This is a genomic window from Corynebacterium sp. Marseille-Q2823, from assembly GCF_903645345.1.
GTDB classification, from domain to species: Bacteria; Actinomycetota; Actinomycetes; order Mycobacteriales; family Mycobacteriaceae; genus Corynebacterium; species Corynebacterium hiratae.
On record NZ_CAHJXS010000003.1, the window covers coordinates 167,362 to 187,475 of the forward strand.

The following is a 20,114-nucleotide window of genomic DNA, read 5'->3' on the forward strand; positions in this document are numbered from 1 at the left end:
GTGTCTGATTTTCGCGTCATCCAGTCTTTGGCGTCGCGCCTAGACGCCGAGCCCTTCGCACTCTCTTTCTCCGGGCAAGGCTATGCCTGGCTGCCGACGCTGAGCAGTGCCCTCGCTTCCGGCATCCGACCACAAATAACGGAGTACCTCGCGGAAGCTGAGGGACTCCTTGCCCCGCTGGAGGAGGAACTCCTGGCTGCCACTCCGCACGGGTTTGCGCCACTGGTGTGGGCGGACGAGGAGTCAGGGAGGGCACATGCGCTGGGCGACGCCGCACTCTCCACCCCCGGCATTCTCACCGCTCAGCTGGCCGTACTCGAATGCTTGCGCGCGCACGGAGTAGAACTCGACGACGCCGTCACCAGCATTGGTCACTCCCAAGGCGTACTCGCCGCAGCGGTGGTGGAGAAGCGCATGAGACCAGCGGAGGCCCTGGCGCTGGCACACCTCATCGGTGCAGCCATGACGACTACCGCGCGCAGCGCTGGGCTTATACGCACCCCGCAGGGCGCGCCCATGGCGGCGGTGACGGGCGCGACGAGACAGCAACTGCGCGAAGTCGGAGCACACATCGGGCTCGACAACGGCCGTGGGCGCTTCGTCATCGTTGGAACACCGGCTGAGCTCGCCCGAGTGAAGACCACGCTGCAGGAGAGCTCGGACCTCAAGGAAGGGAGGGAAGGGGAGTCAGCCGCCATCGCTGTCACCGACCTTGAGGTTTCAGCAGCGTTCCACCATCCCACTATGCAGTTTGCGGTGGAGCAGGTGGAAAGCTGGGCGGGGCGAATCGGCCTGGAGACAGAAATCACTGTGCAGCTCGCGCGCGCCGTGCTTACGGACTACGTGGACTGGCCCGAGCGCGTTGACTCGGCGCTCGAAGCCGGGGCTCACTGGATCCTTGAAGTCGGGCCCACCCGCGGGGTGGAGCCGCTGACACGCGATCTCGTTGCTGGGCGCGGCGTGGGCACGCTTGCCATAGGGGCAGCGGAGGGACTGGCCCAGCTCGTGGAACCGGGCCGCGCACCGTCTCTGCCCCGTGCGTGGTCCGAGTGGACACCGCGCGTTGAAAGCGGGCGTCTGGCGACTGCCTTTACGCGGGCCACCGGCTACTCACCGGTTATGCTCCCCGGGATGACCCCCACCACGGTGGACCCAGGCATCGTAGCCGCAGCCGCCAATGCCGGGCACTGGGCGGAGCTGGCCGGCGGGGGACAGCACACCGATGACATCCTGAAGGAGAACCTGCATACCCTGGGCCGGATGCTGCAGCCCGGGGTGAATGCCCAGTTCAACGCGCTGTACCTCGCGGCTTCCCAGTGGCGTCGCCAGATCGAGGGGCCGAACTCGATTCTGCGAGCACGCGCAGCAGGAGCACCCATCAACGGAGTGGTGATTTCCGCTGGCATTCCGCCCGTGGAGGAGGCCGTGGAGCTGGTGGAGAAGCTCCACGCCGCGAACATCCCGTGGGTTGCCTTCAAACCGGGAACTTCGGCGCAGGTGGAGGAGGTACTCCGTATCGCCGATGCTCTCACTGAGACCACCGTCATCATGCAGCTCGAAGGTAGCGCGGCCGGTGGCCACCACTCCTTAGAAGGTCTCGATGAGGTCCTCGTTGCTACTTACGCGCGGATCCGCGAGCGTTCCAATGTTCTCCTCGCTGTTGGTGGGGGAATTGGTACCCCAGCGCGTGGTGCAGAGTACCTGATGGGTACGTGGGCGCAGCGCTTCGGTCTGCCCGCGGCGCCAGTCGATGCCATCATGGTGGGCACCGCTGCCATGGCGGCGAAGGAATCCACCGCATCCGAGCCGGTAAAACAGGCGCTCGTTGCCGCGCACAGTAGGGATGTTGTGTCGGGCCGCTCGGACCTGGGTGCGGACATTCATGAGCTGGATAATTCTTTCGCCCGCGCCGGGCGGCTTTTGGATGAGGTGGCCGGCGATGCCGCGGCCGTGGAGGCCCGCCGCGCGGAGATCATTGAAGCCATCGGGCGCACGTGCAAGCCCTACTTCGGGGACCTCGATGAGATGTCCTATTCCGAGTGGCTGCAGCGCTACCTCGAGCTGTCCTACCTGGACGGCTGGGTCGATGAATCCTGGTTGAGTCGATTCACGCGCATGGTGGCTCGCGCCGAAGCTCGCCTTCATCCGACCGATCACGGCGAGATTGCGCTGTGCGTTGAGGTTGACCGCGAAAAGCCAGTTGAGACAATTGCTCAGCTAACCGAAATCTACGGTGACGCCGCGCTGCACCCGACCGACGCCGCGTGGTTCATTCAACTTGTGGATGGACCGGGCAAACCCGCAAACTTTGTGCCGGTCATCGATTCTGACGTACGCCGGCGCTGGCGCCGCGACACCCTGTGGCAGGCGCACGATGAGCACTACGAGGCCGATGAGGTCTGCATCATCCCCGGCACGGCGGCTGTTGAGGGAATCGAGCAGGCTACCGAGCCGGTGGCGCAGATACTTGGCCGCTTCGAACAGGCGGCACTTGCGCTTCTTGACCAGACCGAGGATGACTCTGGCGAGCCCGCTTTCAGCACTGAAGAGCTCATTCGCCGCGCCCCGGGGCTGAATTGGGCCGGGCGCGAGCAGCCCAACCCCCTGCGCCTTGGCCTTGATGGGGCCGAGCTGGAAGCTGCCGGCGACAACGCCATGTGGTTGACCGTTCCTTTCCACTCCGGAGCTGGGCTGCGTGTGCGCATCACTCTGCCGCGCATTCCGGGTGCCTCACCACTGGTCACTGTCGACGATGCCGAATCCGCCATGCGGGAGCTGCTGCGCCAAGCCGCCGGCGGTGACCTACCAGGCGTTGCTTCCGGGACTGCAACAGTCAGCGCTAGCCTTAGCGCCACCGACCTCGCCCACTACGCGGCGGTGACGAGCGGAGAGATGAGCGCTGCTGTCTCGCCCGATGTCCTCGTTGGCCGCGCCTGGCCGGCACTCTTCGCTGTCCTGGCCAGTGCCCACACAGAGTCTGGGGAGCCGTTGGTCGAAGGCTTCCTTGACCTCGTCCACCTCGAGCACTCGCTGAGCCTCACGCCAGACACCTGGGAGCTGCTTCGCAGCAGCGCCGCCCCAGGCTCCGAGCCCTTGGCACTGAGCTACACCGCAGAACTGAAAGACGTTCGCGATACGCCCTCGGGGCGCCTCATTGAGGTGAGCGTTGCTGTCAACGTCGCCGTGCACGGCGAAGAACATGCATTCGCGCAGATGCACGAGCGCTTCCTGATTACCGGGCGGCGCGGTGGCGCTGCGCTCGAGCTCGCGCGCGCCACAACTAATGGTGCACAAGAAAGCGGTCAAGAAGACAGCGTAAAGTCCTCCTTCCGGGAGACTCCGCGTTCCTTCCGCCACCGCACCACCGCGGTGGCACCGCAATCACTGCGGCCCTTCGCCGTTGTAACGGGGGATAGGAACCCCATCCACCTGTCATCGAACGCTGCGGCACTGGCGGGGCATCGTCAAGGCCCGATCGTCCACGGCATGTGGACCTCGGCGCTGGCGCAAGCAGCCGTGGCTTTCGACGGGGCTCGCGTCCTCGAGTGGTCCGTTACCTGGCTTGCACCCGTGCTTCCCGGCAGTGAGGTGGAGTTCGAGGTGGAACGGGTGGGTGTCGACAAGCGCAGCGGCTACGGCGAGGTCCGCAGCGTGACCGCCACCAGCCACGGTGTTCCCGTGCTGGACGCGCGGGCCACGATGAGCAACCCCACCACCTTTTACGCCTTCCCCGGCCAGGGCATCCAATCCCCGGGGATGGGGATGAAGGACTATGCAGAATCCGCAGCGGCGCGCGCCGTGTGGGAGCGTGCGGATGAGCACACGCGGCAAAGCTTGGGCTTCTCCATCCTGGAGATCGTCCGCCACAACCCCGACACCGTGGTGGTGGCTGGTGAGACCTTCACGCACCCGGATGGCGTGCTGTATCTGACGCAGTTCACGCAGGTGGCCATGGCCACGCTGGGCTGCGCACAGATTGCAGCGCTTAAAGAATCCGAGGTCCTTGAAAGTTGTGCCTTCTTCGCTGGCCACTCGGTGGGCGAGTACAACGCCTTGGCCGCTTATGCCGAGGCCCTGTCCTTGGAGGCGGTCCTGGACATCGTTTATGTTCGCGGGCTGACCATGCACCGTCTGGTCGAGCGCGATTCCGCGGGTCAGTCCCTCTACGGTTTGGCGGCGCTGCGCCCGCACAAGATGGGGATGAGCGCGGGCGAGGCCTTCGCCCATGTCGCCCGTGTGGCCGCAGAGACCGGCGAGTTCCTTGAGGTGGTCAACCACAATATTGCCGGGCGCCAATATGCAGTTGCCGGCACGAAGGCGGGCCTGGATGCGCTGAGCCGCGACGCCGAGCGCCGCGCCCCTGGGCAGCGTGCCGTCATCCCCATCCCGGGGATTGATGTGCCCTTCCACTCCTCCCACCTGGTGGGCGGCGTGGCGGATTTCCGCACGCACCTCGACGCACTCATCCCTGAAGAGAACAACCTCGATGCGCTGGTGGGGAGCTATATCCCTAACCTCGTGGCACGGCCCTTCGCGCTCAGCCGCGAGTTCGTGGAGGCCATCGCAGAAGTGGTGGATTCGGAGCCCATCGAGGAAATCCTCGTGGACTTCGATGGTGCCGTGGCGAGCCCGGCGCGCCTGGGCCGCACCCTGCTCATCGAGCTTTTGGCTTGGCAGTTTGCTTCCCCCGTGCGCTGGATAGAGACCCAGGATTTGCTCCTCGGGCAGCTTGGCGTGGAGCGTTTCATCGAGGTCGGCGTTGGTGCCGCGCCGACGCTGACCAACATGCTGGGCCAAACCCTGCGCCTGCCCCAGTACGCGGGCAGCACCGACATCGAGGTGCTCAACTACGAGCGCGACCGCGGGCGGGTCTTTGCCGAAGACGCCGAGTCGGCGCCCAAGGCAGCAGCGCAGGTGGCTGGGCAGCCGGACACCGCCGAAGCGGAACCGGCAGAATCTGAGTCGAGGCAGGCAGTCGACAGGGCACACCAGGAAGAAACCGTGCAGGCACCACGTGAGGAGGCGCCGGCCGTCGTCGATGACCTCCCGCTGAGCGTGCACCAGGCTCTGGAGATGCTTATTGCGTTGTGGACCAAGGTCCGGCCTGACCAGATGGCGGCGACCGATTCCATCGAAACCCTCGTGGAAGGCGTGTCCTCCCGCCGCAACCAGTTACTCGTTGACCTCGGCGGGGAGTTCGGCATCAGCGCCATCGAGAATGCCGCGGACGAACCCATTCCCCAGCTGGTGGAGAGCGTGGCTCAGCGCGCGCCGGGCTATGCAACCTTCGGGGAGGTCCTCGCGGAGCACGTCGCGCAGGCGCTCACCCGGCTCACGGGACCAGCAGGCAAAAAGCCGAGCTACGTAGCCGAGCGCGTGAGCCGTACCTGGGGATTGGGCCCGGGCTGGGCCGATCGCGCGATCGTGCAGCTGGTCATGGGCACGCGCGAGGGCTCCTCGCTGCGCGGCGGGGATTTGGCTAGCTTGCCCATGACTGCCGTGGTGTCGGTAGCTGAGCTCGATGAACTGATCGACGCCGCGGTGCGCGCTGCCGGCGAGTGCGAAGGAGTCGCGCTGCAGAAGGCCGCAGCGGCAACGCCACACGAGACCGTGGACCCGGAAGCGGTGCGCGCCTATACCGAGCGCCTTGAATCGGCGCTGGAGGACTCCGCTCGCGCCGCACTCGCCGCCCTCGGCCGTGAGGAGACCCCGATTGAGCAGGGGGACAGCGCAGCACACACGGAGCTGGAGCAACTCGTTGCCACGGAGCTGGGGCCGGACTGGCAGCAGCGCGTCGCACCCGCTTTTGATGCGCGCAAGGCAGTGCTTCTCGACGACCGCTGGGCCAGCGCCCGCGAGGACATCGCCCGCGCGGCCGCCGCCGGAGAAGCAGATCCCGAGTTAGACGTGTTGGGCGCCGGCGAGGAGGTTGCGCTCCTGGCCGAGTACTTCGGCTACGAGGAACTGGCCCGCGATGCCCGCACCCCGGCCGATGGGTTGCTCTTCGCTGACCAGGTGGCGGTGGTGACGGGTGGCTCGCCGGGTTCGATTGCCGCCGAACTCATCGGTGAGTTGCTTGCGGAGGGCGCAACCGTGATTGCCACAACCTCCCAGCTAAGTCACGAGCGCCTGGAGTTTTATAAGGAGCTCTACCGCAGGCGAGCTGTCGGCGCGGCCGCGCTGTGGGTAGTTCCAGCAAACCTCAGTTCCTTCGCGGACGTGGATGCGCTCGTGGAATGGATTGCGGCGGAGCACACCGCCACCGTGGGTGGCGAGTCCGTGCAACTGAAGCCGGCCTACGTGCCGGCTCTCCTCTTGCCCTTCGCCGCGCCGCGCGTGGCGGGCACCCTCCAGGATGCCGGTGCGGGGGCGGAGTCCCAGATGCGCCTGCTGCTGTGGTCGGTAGAAAAGCTCATTGCGTCGCTTTCCGCCGTGGGCGCGGATACCCACGTTGGTCACCGGCTGCACGTGGTTCTGCCGGGCTCGCCGAACCGCGGGCGCTTCGGCGGCGATGGCGCATATGGCGAGGCTAAGGCCGCCCTCGATGCCTTGGTCAACCGCTGGTCTTCCGAGCAATCCAGCTGGGGAGCGCGCACCTCGCTGGTACACGCCCACATCGGGTGGGTGCGCGGCACCGGCCTGATGGGCGGCAACGATCCGCTGGTTGCGCGGGTGGAGGCCCGCGGCGTGCGGACCTTCTCAGCGAAGGAGATGGCGGTGCAGCTTCTCGACGCCACCGCCTCCCCCGACGTCCGCGCCGAAGCAGCACGGGCGCCGCTGAGCGTCGATCTCACCGGCGGGCTGGCCGAGGCCGAGCTGGACCTAGCCGCGCTGGCCCGCGCGGCGCGTGCCGACAACGCTGGGACCGGTTTTGGTGACACCCCCGATGCTGCTGACCATCCCGAAAGGGGCGCTCTTGGAGCGCAAGCTCCGCGCACGGTAAAGGCCCTGCCGAACGTTCTCAGGCCTGCTGAGTGGACCAGCCCCGATTTCAGCGGGGCGACGCAGTCCCTGGAAGACATGGTGGTCATCGTCGGAGCGGGCGAGCTCGGTCCGATGGGCTCAGCACGCACCCGCTATGAGGTGGAGGTCGGCGGAGACCTGTCCGCCGCCGGAGTGTTGGAGCTGGCGTGGAGCCGCGGGCTCATCAGGTGGGATGAGCGCACAGCTGGATGGCTAACGGCCGAAGGTGAGGAGATAGCGGAGGAAGACGTCTACGCGCGCTTCCACGACGAGGTCCTCGCCGGGATTGGCGTGCGCCGCTTCCATGATGACTTCGGCCCGCACCTGCCTATGGTGGATAACCTCGCGCCCGAGCTGACCACCATCTACTTGGAGAAGCCGCTGAGCTTCACCGTGGGGGATGAGGCGACAGCGCGCAGTTTCGTCGACAGCTGCGAGGGCGCCACGTTGCGGCGCGTTACTGATCAGACTGGCGAGGTTGAATGGCAGATCACCCGGCCCGCCGGCTCTGCAGTGCGGGTTCCGCGGCGCGTGGCCATGACCCGCTTCGTGGGCGGCCAGATACCGGAGGGCTTCGCCCCACAGGTCTACGGCATCCCCGCGGACATGGTGGATAACCTCGATCGCCTCGCCCTGTGGAACCTGGTGTGCACCGTGGATGCCTTCCTCTCCGCAGGCTTCAGCCCGGCCGAGCTCCTGGCCCATGTCCACCCGGCGCGCGTCAGCTCCACCCAGGGCACCGGCATGGCCGGCCAGGAGGCGCTGCGCTCGCTGTACGTCGATAAGCTCTTGGCCCAGCCGCGCCCCAATGACATCCTCCAGGAAGCGCTGCCCAACGTTATTGCCGCGCACGTGATGCAGTCCTATGTCGGCGGCTATGGCCAGATGGTGCACCCCGTGGCCGCGTGTGCCACGGCGGCGGTGTCGGTGGAGGAGGGCGTCGACAAGCTGCGCCTGCACAAGGCGGACTTCGTCGTGGCCGGCGGCATCGACGCCCTGTCGATTGAGGGAATCACCGGGTTCGGTGACATGGCGGCCACGGCCGATAGCGCGGAGATGGCGGCGAAGGGGATTGAGCATCGCTTCTTCTCCCGCGCCAACGACCGCCGCCGCAGCGGCTTCGTGGAATCCGAAGGCGGCGGGACCATCCTGCTTGCGCGGGGAACCTTTGCGGCGGAGATGGGGCTGCCGGTCCTCGGCGTGGTGGGCTTTGCTGAGTCTTTCGCCGACGGCGCGCACACCTCCATCCCCGCGCCGGGCCTGGGTGCACTCTCCGCGGCGCGGGGTGGGCGGGACTCCCGCCTGGCCTGCTCGCTGGAGGCCCTCGGCGTGGACCCCGACGATATTGCGGTGGTGTCGAAGCACGATACGTCCACCAACGCCAACGACCCCAACGAATCGGATCTGCACGAGCGCATCGCCGCCGCACTCGGCCGCAGCCCCGGCAACCCGCTGTATGTGATTTCGCAGAAGAGCCTTACCGGGCACGCCAAGGGCGGTGCTGCCGCCTTCCAACTCGTCGGCCTGACTCAGGTGCTGCGCAGTGGGGTTCTCCCGCCGAACCGGTCGCTTGATTGCGTCGACCCCGTGCTGCGCCGCCACGCGCACCTGGTGTGGCTGCGCCAGCCGCTGGACCTTCGCCGCACCCCGCCGAAGGCGGGCCTGGTGACCTCCCTGGGCTTCGGGCATGTCTCCGCCCTCATCGCGCTTGTGCACCCCGGTGCGTTTTATGCCGCGTTGGCCCGGGAGCAGGGTGAGGGAGTGGCCGAAGCCTGGCGGGCAGCCGCTACCGAACGCGAGCGTCGTGGTCTGCGGCGCTTGGAAGAAGCCATGCGAGGTGGAGCAGCGCTGTACGAGCGGCCGGTGAACCGCAACCTGGGGACCGGAACAGCCGACGAGGTGACCGAACGAGAGGCCACAGCTTTGCTGTGCGAGTCCACGCGGCTTCGCAACGGCATGCTTAATCCGGAGGGAGGAGACACAACGCAACGGGGGTAGCTTCCGTTGACGTATCCCCAGCGTGGACCCTCTGGAACGATAAAGAAGCAGGTCAGATGGGTTGGAGAAGTCCCCCAATCTGGGGCACCATGCAAGGGTGAATAAAGCTAAGAAGCCTCTACTAGGCCTTATTTCGGTCGTCGCCGCCACTCTGCTTGCCGCCTGCTCCGCCACCGGTGGCGCGCCCCGCCCTGAAGCGGACGGCGAGCTGGCCGGTGGCGTCGACACCGAGCGCCTTGTCGTCGCCATGATTTCCCATGGCGCGCCGGGTGATACGTACTGGGATCTCGTGCGCAAGGGTGCGGAGGACGCCGCCCGCAAGGACAATATCGAGCTGCGCTATTCCTCCGACCCGGAAGCGCCCAACCAGGCTAACTTGGTGCAATCCGCCATTGACTCCGGTGTGGACGGCATTGCCGTAACCATGCCCAACTCTGCGGCGATCGGGCCGGTAGCCAAGAAGGCCGCGGATGCCGGTATCCCCACCGTGGGGCTTAACGCCGGCATGGATGATTATCAGAAGTACGGCATGAGCGCCTTCTTTGGCCAAGAGGAAAAGGTGGCCGGTACAAAGGCTGGTGAGCGCCTCAAAGAGGATGGCGCCAAGCATGTCTTGTGCGTTATCCACGAGCAGGGCAACTCTTCACAGGAGTCGCGCTGCGCCGGTGTGAAGGAAGGCCTAGACAACGGCAAGGTGGAAATCCTCTATGTCAACGGCAAGGATCTGACCTCAGCGCAATCCACCATCAACGCAAAGCTGAGCCAAGATCCTTCCATCGACTGGATCATGGCGCTGCAGGCCTCCGTGGCTATGCGCTCCGCCGACGCGGTTGCCGACGCCTCCTCCAAGGCCAAGGTCTCCACCTTCGACACCAACGCCGAACTTGTCGACGCCATCGCGGACAACCGCATCGAGTGGGCCGTCGATCAGCAGCCCTATATGCAGGGCTACCTCGCTGTCGACTCGCTGTGGTTGGCACACCGCAATGGCTCCACCATGGGCGGCGGCCGCCCCGTGTATACCGGCCCCTCCTTCGTGGATTCCACGAACGTGGACATCATCTCCGAATCTGCTAAGGCAGGTCTGCGATGAGCGACAGCGCTACTGCATCAGACGAGGCGCTATCCAGCCCTTCCGATCCCCGCCTGACCCGCCGCAGCGGCTTCGCGCGCCTCATCCGCCGCCCAGAGTTGGCCAGCTTGCTCGGCGCGGTGGTCATCTTCGTCCTCTTCATGATCGTGGCGCCCGCCTTCCGCTCAGTGGAGGCCTTCTCCACGGTGCTCTACGCCAGCTCCACGCTGGGCATTGTGGCCCTGGCGGTGGGCCTGCTCATGATTGGTAATGAGTTTGATCTATCCTCCGGCGTGGCGGTGACTTCCGCGGCGCTCGTGGCCACCATGCTTAACTACAACTTCCACCTCAACTCGTGGGTGGGCGTGGGGCTGTCCCTGATCACCGCACTGGCCATCGGTGCGCTCAACGGCTTCCTCGTGGTGCGCACCAAGATCGATTCCTTCCTTATTACGCTGGCGGCTTTCCTCATGCTGCAGGGGCTTAACCTGGCGATTACCAAGCTGGTGACCGGCCAGGTAGCTACCCCGACTATCTCGGACATGGAAGGTTTTGGTTCTGCTCGCGTCATTTTTGCCGGCACCATCCACATCGGCGGCTTGAGCATCCGCGCCACCGTCATCTGGTGGATCCTCTTTGTCGCCATTGCCTCGTGGGTGCTGTACAAGACGCGCTGGGGAAACTGGATCTTCGCCGTGGGTGGTGATGATGAAGCCGCCCGCGCCGTCGGCGTTCCCGTGCGCCGCGTCAAAGTGGCGCTGTTTATGCTCGTCGGCTTCGCGGCGTGGTTCGTGGGCATGCACACCCTCTTTGCCTTCGACTCCATCCAGGCCGGACAGGGCATTGGTAACGAGTTCCTCTACATCATCGCCGCGGTCATTGGCGGCTGCTCCATGACCGGCGGGCGCGGTACCGCGGTGGGCACCGCCATCGGCGCGCTTATCTTCGGCATGACCAACCAGGGCATTGTGTATGCCGGCTGGAACCCCGACTGGTTCAAGTTCTTCCTCGGCGCCATGCTGCTCTTCGCCGTGCTGACGAACACCTCGGTGGCCAACTTTACGAGGAAGCGATAACCATGATTGAGCTGCACGATATTTCCCAAACCTTCGGCAACTTCCATGCCCTGCGCGGTATCAACCTCTCCGTGAAGGAGGGCGCGGTGACTTGCGTGCTGGGTGATAACGGCGCGGGCAAGTCCACGCTGATCAAGATTCTTGCGGGCCTCAACCAGCCCACCGGCGGCACCATCACCGTCGATGGGGAAGAGGTGAATTTCGCCAGCCCGCGCGATTCCCTCGATGCCGGTATCGCCACCGTGTACCAGGATTTGGCGCTGGTGCCCTCGCTGTCGGTGTGGCGCAATTTCTTCCTGGGCCAGGAACTCACCGGCGCGCTGGGGAGCTTGCGTGAGGAAGAGATGAAGCGGATTACGCATGACCAGCTGGCCGAGATGGGCATTGAGCTTGGCGACGTCTCCGTGGAACTCTCTGCCCTCTCCGGTGGCCAGCGCCAAGTAGTCGCCATTGCTCGCGCCATCTACTTCGGCGCGCGCTACATCATCTTGGACGAGCCGACCGCCGCTCTTGGTGTGAAGCAGTCGGGCATGGTGCTGCGCTTTATCGACGCCGCCCGCGAACGCGGCATGGGCGTGGTGTTCATTACGCACAACCCGCAGCACGCCTACCTCGTGGGCGATCATTTCATCGTGCTCACGGTGGGGCAGATGTCGCTGGATGCCTCCAAGGAGGAGGTCACGCTGCCGGAGCTGACCCAGTGGATGGCCGGCGGCGACGAGCTGGAGGAGCTCAAACAGGAGCTGGCGCGCTAGGCCACAGTTGGCGTAACTAAGCTGGCCTGCATGACTATGAGTGGCGTGAGCGTGGGCACCGACCTGGTGCACATCCCCTCCTTTGCCCAGCAGCTGGAGCTTCCCGGCACGCACTTCGCGCAGGTTTTCAGCGCCTCCGAATTGCGCGTGGCGCAGGCCCGTGGACTGAGCGGTGCTGCCCGCGCGCAGCACCTCGCAGGGCGCTGGGCGGCAAAGGAGGCCTTCATCAAGGCGTGGTCGCAAGCGCTCTACGGGCATCCGCCGGTCCTAGCGGAGGAGGCCGTGGACTGGGCCGAGATTGAGGTCCGCCCCGATGCGTGGGGCCGCGTAGCACTTGAACTGCGGGGCGAGATTGCCCGCCTCGCGCGGGAGTCCTTGGGGGATTTTTCACCGGCGCTGTCCATCAGCCACGATGGTGATTACGCCACCGCTGTCGTGCACCTTTCGCGCTAAACGCGCCTGGCTTCGCTGGGTTTGGCTAGGCGCTCGTGGCGATGGCGAAGAGATAAGCGATGAGCATGCGCTTAACTTCTTCCACCACGCCATCGAAGCTCTCCTCCGAGCGCATGGTGCTGTAGTTAAGCAGCGAGACCACGGTGTGGACGAGGAAGGCCGCAATCTCCACCCGGGCGGACTCGTCCATGCCTTGGGCAAGTGGTTCGATGATCTCGGCGATGGGTTTGAGCAGAGAAAGCTCCGTATCAGCGGCCGTGGCGCGGGTGGCCGGCGTGGACTGCACGGCATGCCACACCGCGCGGCGCGAGCGGTCCTCGCGCCAGACCCGCGCCATGCGATCAATGAACTCCTCGAGAAAGTCCGGCCACTGCAGGGCCGGCACGCGCTGGGAAAAACGCTCAACCTCCGCCAGCATTTCGGCGGTGTCTTGGCGGTCGAGCTCGCAGATCAGCACGTACTTGTTGGCGAAGTATTGATACAGCGTGCCAATCGGCACTTCCGCACGGCGCGAGACCTCGTCGAAAGTGAAAGACTCGAAGCCATGGTCCACGAGCGTCTGACGCGCGCAGGACAAAATCCGGTCATACTTGGCCCGGCTGCGTGCCTGCGCTGGGCGACGCCTCGGGACTAGAATCTCCGGTGACTTCGAGCTGGATTCCACGGTTTAGTTGAGCCCCTTGAGCACGCGGGCGACGTGGCCGGTGGCTTTGACGTTGTACATGGCTTGGCCAATGGTGCCGTCTTCCTCGACGAGGAACGTGGAGCGGATAACACCCTGGACTACCTTGCCGTAGTTCTTCTTCTCACCGAAAGCGCCGTACGCAGTCATGACCTCCTTGTCGGGGTCAGAGAGCAGCGGGAAGTTCAGCTCGTGGTCCTCCCGGAACTTAGCTAGGGCCTCGGGCTTGTCGGGAGAGATGCCCACCACGGCGATGTTCATGCCATTGAGCTGCTCCAAGCTATCGCGGAAGTCGCAAGCTTCCTTCGTGCAGCCAGGGGTGTTGGCGCGCGGGTAGAAGTAGACCACCACGCGCTGGCCGGCATAGTCACTCAGGCTTACGGTGTTGCCGGCATCATCGCTGAGGGAAAAAGCGGGGGCTTTGTCACCCACGGACAGTCGTTGTGCTTCAGTCATGGTGTATAGCCTACCGTGCTCTCCCTTAGGACTCTTTGGTGAATCTCAGTTCGCTCGCCGCAGCACAGCTGAGACAAAACTTGGCCAACTCTGCAGGGGAGCTGGTGGTCAATGTAGAATGTCCACGTTAGAACCTCAACGGTTAGAAAGACACTAACCGCAACAACACCGAACGAAGCCAAAATTCAGGAGATTCACGTGGCACGCAACATTGATGATATCCAGCGCGACATCGAGCGCACCCGCCGTCAGCTGGCTAGCACCTTGGATGAGCTCGCTGATCGCAGCAAGCCGCAGAACTTCGTTGAGGACGCTAAGGGCGCGGCAACCCAGAAGCTGCAGGAGCGCAATGTGCAGATGGCGCTCGCCGGCGTTGGCGCGGCTTTCGTAGGCCTCATCGCTTTTTCTGTCTTCCGCTCCAAGCGTCGTAAGTCCGACATCAAGGAGCTGCAGCGCCTGCTTGCTGAGCGCCGCTAACGCCGGCTAGCGCCATTGGGCGCGATTGCGCGCGTAGAAGCCCTGCCTTGGGAAATGTCCGGGGTGGGGCATTTTTGCGCTCGGTATGCGTTAGTAGAAGTATTGCCTATCCTATCTAAGCTGTGGGTAGCCTTACCTACCGGTGTAGTATGAGCCTCCGTGCAGACCACAAGACGAAAGTTTGAAGGAGAAATCGTGCTTCACGTATCGACGCCTGCAGCTCAGGCATCCCGTCACCGCGCCGGGCGAGTGGTAGGAGCGTGTGCCATTGTGACGGCGCTGGCTGGCGCGCTGGCAGGCTGTGCTTCCGACAATGCCGATGCCGGCAGCGAGCAGTCAACGGGAGCGCAAGGGACCGCCGCTGTGAGTTTCACAGACCTTGCCGGCCGCCAAGTGGAGCTGGACCACGAGCCAGAACGCGTAATCCTGGGAGAGGGCCGCAGCGTCTTTGCCACCGGCATCCTTAACAAGGAAGATCCGCTGGACAAGGTCGTGGCCATCGGATCGGACCTGAAGCAGAACGTGCCCGACTACTACCACGAGCTGGAAAAGGCCACGCCCAAAGTCAACGAGCTGCCCGAAATCGGCGGCTTCACCAAGGGCGACGTCACCGTGGAGGAGCTCATCAGCCTCGACCCGGACCTCATCGTGCTCTCCAAGGATCAGTACGAAGCCTCCCAGACCGCTGGGCTCACTGACAAGCTGGACCAGGCCGGCCTGACCTATGCCGTCACAGACTTCCGCGCCAAGCCCTTGGAGAACACCGTCCCCACCATGGAAATATTCGCCGATATCTTTGGCCACGAGGACCGCGCGGAGGAGTTCATCGCGGACTGGCAAAAGAACGTGGACCTGGTGACCGAGCGCGCCACGAAAGCGCAGGACAAGCCCTCCACCTTCGTGTGGCGCGCAGCGGGTGTCTCCGACTGTTGCGGCTCGTGGAATGACTCCAACATTTCTGAGCTGGTCAACGTCGCCGGCGGAAAGAACGTGGCAGACGGCATCATCGAGGGTGAGTCCGGCGCGCTGACCCCGGAGAAGGTCATCGACGCCAATCCCGACATGATCATCGCCACCGGCGGCGACTGGTCCGCCAAGGTAGATAGCGCAAAGGGGCACACCGGCTTCGCTGCCGCCGGCTATGGCATCAGCGATAAGGACGCCCACGACAGCGCCGCTTCGCTGGCCGGCGTCCAACCTGGTTTTGAGGACCTCTCCGCCGTCAAGGAGCACAACCTCCACGGCCTGTGGCACCAGTTCTACAACTCGCCCTTCAACTACCTGGCACTCCTCCAGATCGCCGCGTGGCTCCACCCAGAGGACTACGCAGACGTCGACGTTCAGCAAGAATGGGCCGAAGCCCAAGAGAAATACTCGCCCGTCCCCGGCGACGGAACCTTCTTCAGCACCAACTAGTCATGAGCATTCTCACCTCAACCGCGCGCTCGGCAAGCCCTGAACGGACCACGCGCGCAGAAACCGCGGTGCTTCCCGTGGAGGCCCTCGCACGCGAACACTCCCGAGTGACCCGCCGCCGCATCGCCATCGTCGCCGGGCTTATCGGTGTAGCGCTCGCCGCATTCGTTCTTAGCGTGATCGTTGGCGCCATCGACCTCACCCCGGGCCAGGTGCTGCGGGGGATGGTGGATCCGGGAGGCGTCGACAAGCAAACGCGTACAGTCCTGTGGAGCCTGCGCCTGCCTATGGCAGTCATGGCGCTGCTTATCGGCGCCAGCCTGTCGCTGGCTGGCGCGCAGATGCAGACCATCCTGGATAATCCGCTGGCAGAGCCCTTTACCCTCGGCATCTCCGCGGCGGCTGCCTTCGGCGGAGCCAGCGCCATCGTGTTGCGTTGGCAGCTTCTGGCCCAGCCGCAGTTCAACCTCGCGCTCATCGCGTGGCTGTCGGCGGCGCTGGCCACGGCCATTATCGTCGTCGCCGCCGTTATTCGCGGTGCGAAGTCCGAGACGATGGTGCTGCTCGGCATCGGCCTCGTCTTCTTCTTCCAAGCCATGCTGGCGCTCATTCAATATCGTTCCTCCAGCGAGGCTCTCCAACAGATCGTTTTCTGGTCCATGGGTTCCCTCACCCGCGCCAGCTGGCAGGCTAACGCCGTGCTGGCCGGCGTGCTTGCGGTGGCGTTGCCCATCCTGGGCGCGCTGTCGTGGCGGCTGACGGCGCTGCGGCTTGGCGACGCTCGCGCCACCGCCCTCGGTATCAACACCTCCCGCCTACGCGTGATTGTTCTCGTTGTGGTCTCGCTCGTCGCGGCCACCACCGTGGCTTTCGCCGGCATCATCGGTTTTATCGGCCTGGTGGGCCCGCACATCGCGCGCATGTTGGTGGGGGAGGACCAGCGTTACTTCGTGCCGGCCTCCATGGCCGCGGGCGCAGCGGTGATGTGCGCCGCCCACGCGCTAAGCCTCCTGATTAAGCCCGGACTGGCCATCCCCATCGGCATCGTCACCTCGCTTCTGGGCGTGCCATTCTTCATCGCCATCGTCATGACCCGGAGGAGGGCATTGTGGACGTAGATCTCACCATCTCCGATCTGACCGCCGGTTATGGTTCGCGCACGGTGGTAGACGGGCTGAGCCTTCCCACCCTGCGCGGCGGGCAGGTCGTGGGACTGCTGGGGCCGAACGCGTCAGGCAAGACCACCACCATTAAGTCGCTTGCCGGCGTGCACCGCGCGCGGGGCGGCACGGTGGACTTTCGCGTCGATGGCCAGAGCCCGCGCGGACAGCGGCGCCGCCAGCTTATCGGCTATGTGCCGCAGGGCCTGCCGCACACCGCGGCGCTGCGCGCGTTTGAAGCGGTGTTGATTGCGGCGCGGCGCGAAGCGTGCGAGGACCCAATCACCCGCACCGCCGAGGTCCTGCACTCCATGGGGCTCGACGACATTGCGCAGCGCTACCTCAACGAGCTCTCCGGCGGCCAACGCCAGCTCGTCGCCGTGGCGCAGATGCTGGTGGGGACCCCTGGGCTCATGCTTCTCGACGAACCCACCTCCGCCCTCGACCTCAACCGGCAGCTCTTCGTCTTGGGCCGCGTGCGGGCAAAAGCTCGGGAGGAAGGCAGCCTCGCGTTGGTGGCGATTCATGACATCAACCTGGCGGCCCGGATGTGCGACCAGCTCGTCGTGCTCCATGGCGGCAAGGCCCGCGCCCATGGTGCGCCGGGGGAGGTGCTCACGGAGGAGCTCTTGCGCGAGGTATACGGCGTAGAGACGGATGTGCTGGACCACCGCGGGCAACCCATCGTGGCGCTGCGGGAGGTTAGTTAGACTCGGGCCGTGTGAGCCGAAATTCGCCCGAGAACCTCCTGTTGTACCTCACCCCGGAGGATGAAAACACCATCCGGGAAGTCTATGCTGCCCTGGCTCAGCGTGGCTTTCCGGTGCAGCACCAGCGCCCGCACATTACGGTAACGTTTGCGCCGGCGCTCGAGACCGCAGTCGTCGACGAGGCCCGCACGCTGTTGCCGCCGCTACTGCCGGCGCTGTTTCATCGCGTCGGGACGGTGGTATTCGGGAGGAAAAGCAAGCAGACCGTGGCGTGGCTTCTGGAAACCACGGACGAGTTGGAGATCGCTGCGCGCCAGTTAAGCGCCGCGAACCCGGAAGGCCGCGGGCCGCGATGGACCCCGCACCTGACGATGGGGCTGCGCCTGCCTAGAGCGCTCGTGCCCGACTATATGCGCGCACTCGATGAAATCGCCGGGCCGGAGCATAAAGAGTTTAGGGCTGACTATGCCGCGTGGTGGCGGCCTAAGACACAGCGCCTCGACATCTTTGGCGGGTCTGTGGCCGTCGGTCGCGAGCGCGAATCCGGGGATTAAGAAACAGGAAACCCCCGCTCCGGCTAACCCGGGCGGGGGTGATATTGTGCGCCATCAGGGAATCGAACCCCGAACCCACTGATTAAGAGTCAGTTGCTCTGCCAATTGAGCTAATGGCGCTGGTGTTTACCTAGCTGGCTCTGATTTCCTCAGTGCCTGCCGTGCAACGAGATGTAACTTTAACACCCTCTTCCTGAAAAGGTAAAATCGCCAGGTGAATAAAGGTTTTTGAGCTCCTAAGGTTGCGGCTACTTGTCTCTTCTTTGAAAGTGTGGAGTGTGGGAGTGGGGAAGACCGGTAACGAAACGGTTAAGGGCGGTGGCGCTAACTAGTTAGAAGGCCGTGCGGGCGGTTAGGCTTAGTGCACTCTTGTCCTTGTCTGTCCTTTTATGAGCTAGGGGTTTGTGTGCACTCTCTATTCCCTTCTGCACGTCCCGCAGTGCTTCTCTCGAGTCTCATTGCGACTGCCTCCCTTCTGACTGCCTGCACCATTGGCGGGGCCGAGAATTCCAGCCCGGCCGATAGTCACTCTGAGGCAGACGCCCAAGCGAGTGCGGCGGCGGATGCTTCGGCCTCGGCAGCCGCTAAGGCGAAGCAACTAAAGTTTTCTGTCAAAGACGGCGCTAGTGATGTCGATCCTTCCGAACCGGTCGAGGTCACTTCTCCTGCGGGTCTGAAGTCGGTGACGATGACCAACGAGGCCGGCAAAGTGGTGGAGGACGAGCTGTCGAGTGATTCGACCACGTGGAAGAGTGCCGAGGTTCTGGGGTACAACCGCACCTACACCATCGATGCCACAGACAAGAATGGCACCCACAAGACCATCACCTTCACCACTCCGCAGGCCGCGGCGGTGTCTGAGGTGGCGTTGAGCCCGCTGCCGGACTCCGAAGTAGGAGTGGGCCAGGTTATCGGCGTGCGTTTCGGCAACTACGTCACCGACCGCAAGGCGGCCGAGAAGGCCATCACGGTCAAGACCGAGCCCGCCGTTGAGGGGGCGTTCTACTGGGTAAATAACCAGGAGGTGCGCTGGCGCCCGCAGAACTACTGGGAGACGGGCACGAAAGTGACTGTCGACGTCGACCTGTACGGTCGCAACCTCGGCGGCGGTGTTTACGGCGGCGAGGATGCCTCCACCAACTTCACTATCGGTGACCGCGTCATCACGCTGGTCGATAACAACACGAAGATGATGTCGGTGTTCAAGAATGGGGAGGTGCTGCGCCGCATTCCGGTGTCGATGGGCAGGGATGGTCAGTGGGACACCCCGAATGGCGCCTACATCATCGGTGACCAGTACCCGTCCCTCACTATGGACTCGACTACCTTTGGCCTGGCTCTCGACGCCGGCGGTTATAAGACCGACGTTCAGTGGGCGACCCAGATGTCTTACTCCGGAATCTATGTCCACGCGGCGCCCTGGGCTGTGGGTGCGATGGGCAGTTACAACCAGTCCCACGGCTGCATCAACGTGACTACTGAGGCTGCTCAGTGGTTCCAAAACACGGTCAAGCGCGGCGATATCGTGAGGGTTTCCAACACCGGCGGTGGCGTGTTGAGCCCGCTCGACGGCCTGGGGGATTGGAACATGGACTGGGAGACGTGGTCTGCGGGGAACGCTACCGCTAACCAGTAGCCCGGTTGATTGCCGGGGTAGCCTTGCGGAAAAACTGCCAAGGAAAGGGCCCCGGATGAACTGGTATAAGCGAGCTGCGATAGTGCTACTAGCGCCGTTGGCGTTGGTGGCGTGCTCCTCGGAAGGTGGTAGCACGCATGAGGAAAGCGAAAGCGCAAGCCCGTTTGTATCAAGCGTTAGCGCTGCCGCTCCAGCTGAGGAAGGTACGTGCGCGACTGAATTCGATATCCCGGCGCTGTTGGAGGCGATGCCGGAGGAATTCGCTGGCCTGGCGCACGACCCCACATATGACGCGGGTGAGCCTGATGGCTGGGGGCGCTTCTATCAGGCGGATGGGCTGCAGTTTATGGTCGGTTCCAGCTATCTAGATGAGAAAGAAACCGATCCTTGCCCGAAGGACAATGAGCAGGCCGCGCGAGACGTGCGCTCGTTCATCGCCGAGGACTATCAGCGTCAGGAGCGAGAGAACGGCGAAGAAGTCAAACCTTTTGAGGACCTCGACTTCACTGAGGGTGGACGCTACTTTGCCTGCGCGAAGCATCCGGAGGTGGACCTGCGGCAGTTCTTTTGCGTGACCACCGTGGGTAATGCGGAAGTGATTAACTACATGTTCCGGCATTCGATGGGTGATGCGAAGGACGTGGAAGATATGAAGAGCGCATCGAAGGAATTGGCCGCGATTATTGACAGCGTTGCCTAGGGTTAC

14 protein-coding genes and 1 tRNA gene are annotated in these 20,114 nt (G+C 64.3%); 12 read left to right on the forward strand and 3 right to left on the reverse strand.

Annotation, left to right across the window (positions count from 1 at the left end):
* The 5 genes from HWX44_RS04655 to acpS all read left to right on the forward strand — a co-directional run bounded on the left by HWX44_RS04655 (position 1) and on the right by acpS (position 12,317).
* Positions 1 to 8,961 carry a type I polyketide synthase gene (locus tag HWX44_RS04655; protein ID WP_175973396.1) on the forward strand — a complete coding sequence of 2,987 codons (8,961 nt, stop codon included), beginning with the start codon at positions 1 to 3 and terminating at the stop codon, positions 8,959 to 8,961.
* Positions 8,962 to 9,058: 97 nt separating this feature from the next.
* Entirely contained in the window at positions 9,059 to 10,054 is a 996-nt protein-coding gene (locus tag HWX44_RS04660) for a substrate-binding domain-containing protein (RefSeq protein ID WP_102234074.1), read from the forward strand.
* Positions 10,051 to 11,109: an ABC transporter permease gene (locus HWX44_RS04665; RefSeq protein ID WP_102234075.1), complete on the forward strand. Its 1,059-nt coding sequence runs from the start codon at positions 10,051 to 10,053 to the stop codon at positions 11,107 to 11,109. Before HWX44_RS04660 ends, HWX44_RS04665 begins: the two co-directional genes overlap by 4 nt.
* A gap of 2 nt (positions 11,110 to 11,111) precedes the next feature.
* Complete coding sequence (locus tag HWX44_RS04670; RefSeq protein WP_046647351.1) at positions 11,112 to 11,864, forward strand: ATP-binding cassette domain-containing protein; 753 nt, start codon at positions 11,112 to 11,114, stop codon at positions 11,862 to 11,864.
* Positions 11,865 to 11,900: 36 nt separating this feature from the next.
* The gene (gene acpS, locus HWX44_RS04675) at positions 11,901 to 12,317 is read left to right on the forward strand and encodes a holo-ACP synthase AcpS (protein WP_175973595.1); all 417 of its coding nucleotides are present in this window, start codon (positions 11,901 to 11,903) and stop codon (positions 12,315 to 12,317) included.
* Positions 12,318 to 12,342: 25 nt separating this feature from the next.
* On the opposite strand, the gene HWX44_RS04680 is transcribed toward acpS, so the two are convergent.
* Both HWX44_RS04680 and bcp read right to left on the reverse strand, forming a co-directional pair.
* Positions 12,343 to 12,981 (reverse strand): TetR family transcriptional regulator, encoded by a 639-nt coding sequence (locus tag HWX44_RS04680; RefSeq protein ID WP_070546609.1) that lies wholly within the window; start codon positions 12,979 to 12,981, stop codon positions 12,343 to 12,345.
* Positions 12,982 to 12,984: 3 nt separating this feature from the next.
* Positions 12,985 to 13,455, reverse strand: coding sequence for a thioredoxin-dependent thiol peroxidase (bcp, locus tag HWX44_RS04685; RefSeq protein ID WP_070509732.1), 471 nt, complete (start codon positions 13,453 to 13,455; stop codon positions 12,985 to 12,987).
* Positions 13,456 to 13,653: 198 nt separating this feature from the next.
* Between bcp and HWX44_RS04690 the strand changes: the two genes are divergently transcribed.
* The 5 genes from HWX44_RS04690 (at position 13,654) to HWX44_RS04710 (ending at position 17,772) form a co-directional block, all read left to right on the forward strand.
* On the forward strand, positions 13,654 to 13,932 hold the full coding sequence (locus HWX44_RS04690; protein ID WP_049155789.1) for a DUF3618 domain-containing protein: 279 nt from the start codon (positions 13,654 to 13,656) through the stop codon (positions 13,930 to 13,932).
* Between the two features lie 195 nt (positions 13,933 to 14,127).
* Positions 14,128 to 15,348, forward strand: coding sequence for an ABC transporter substrate-binding protein (locus HWX44_RS04695; RefSeq protein ID WP_254868106.1), 1,221 nt, complete (start codon positions 14,128 to 14,130; stop codon positions 15,346 to 15,348).
* A gap of 2 nt (positions 15,349 to 15,350) precedes the next feature.
* Positions 15,351 to 16,466, forward strand: coding sequence for a FecCD family ABC transporter permease (locus HWX44_RS04700; protein ID WP_252970564.1), 1,116 nt, complete (start codon positions 15,351 to 15,353; stop codon positions 16,464 to 16,466).
* Positions 16,457 to 17,218 carry an ABC transporter ATP-binding protein gene (locus tag HWX44_RS04705; protein WP_175973398.1) on the forward strand — a complete coding sequence of 254 codons (762 nt, stop codon included), beginning with the start codon at positions 16,457 to 16,459 and terminating at the stop codon, positions 17,216 to 17,218. The genes HWX44_RS04700 and HWX44_RS04705 overlap by 10 nt, the downstream gene beginning before the upstream one ends.
* Before the next feature lie 11 nt (positions 17,219 to 17,229).
* Positions 17,230 to 17,772, forward strand: a complete 543-nt coding sequence (locus tag HWX44_RS04710; protein ID WP_175973400.1) for a 2'-5' RNA ligase — start codon at positions 17,230 to 17,232, stop codon at positions 17,770 to 17,772.
* Between the two features lie 47 nt (positions 17,773 to 17,819).
* Here the strand turns inward: HWX44_RS04710 and HWX44_RS04715 are convergent.
* Positions 17,820 to 17,892, reverse strand: a tRNA-Lys gene (locus tag HWX44_RS04715).
* A 286-nt stretch (positions 17,893 to 18,178) separates the two neighbouring features.
* On the opposite strand from HWX44_RS04715, the gene HWX44_RS04720 reads away from it, so the two are divergent.
* Positions 18,179 to 19,408, forward strand: a complete 1,230-nt coding sequence (locus tag HWX44_RS04720) for a L,D-transpeptidase (RefSeq protein WP_175973402.1) — start codon at positions 18,179 to 18,181, stop codon at positions 19,406 to 19,408.
* A gap of 55 nt (positions 19,409 to 19,463) precedes the next feature.
* Positions 19,464 to 20,108: a hypothetical protein gene (locus HWX44_RS04725; RefSeq protein WP_070509723.1), complete on the forward strand. Its 645-nt coding sequence runs from the start codon at positions 19,464 to 19,466 to the stop codon at positions 20,106 to 20,108.
* The last annotated feature ends 6 nt before the right edge of the window (positions 20,109 to 20,114 follow it).

Excerpts from the sequence above, each read along its gene's own strand:
- acpS (WP_175973595.1), top strand. The coding sequence starts at position 11,901 with ATGAGTGGCGTGAGCGTGGGCACCGACCTGGTGCACATCCCCTCCTTT.
- HWX44_RS04665 (WP_102234075.1), top strand. The coding sequence starts at position 10,051 with ATGAGCGACAGCGCTACTGCATCAGACGAGGCGCTATCCAGCCCTTCC.
- HWX44_RS04725 (WP_070509723.1), top strand. The coding sequence starts at position 19,464 with ATGAACTGGTATAAGCGAGCTGCGATAGTGCTACTAGCGCCGTTGGCG.
- HWX44_RS04670 (WP_046647351.1), top strand. The coding sequence starts at position 11,112 with ATGATTGAGCTGCACGATATTTCCCAAACCTTCGGCAACTTCCATGCC.
- bcp (WP_070509732.1), bottom strand. The coding sequence starts at position 13,455 with ATGACTGAAGCACAACGACTGTCCGTGGGTGACAAAGCCCCCGCTTTT.
- HWX44_RS04700 (WP_252970564.1), top strand. The coding sequence starts at position 15,351 with ATGAGCATTCTCACCTCAACCGCGCGCTCGGCAAGCCCTGAACGGACC.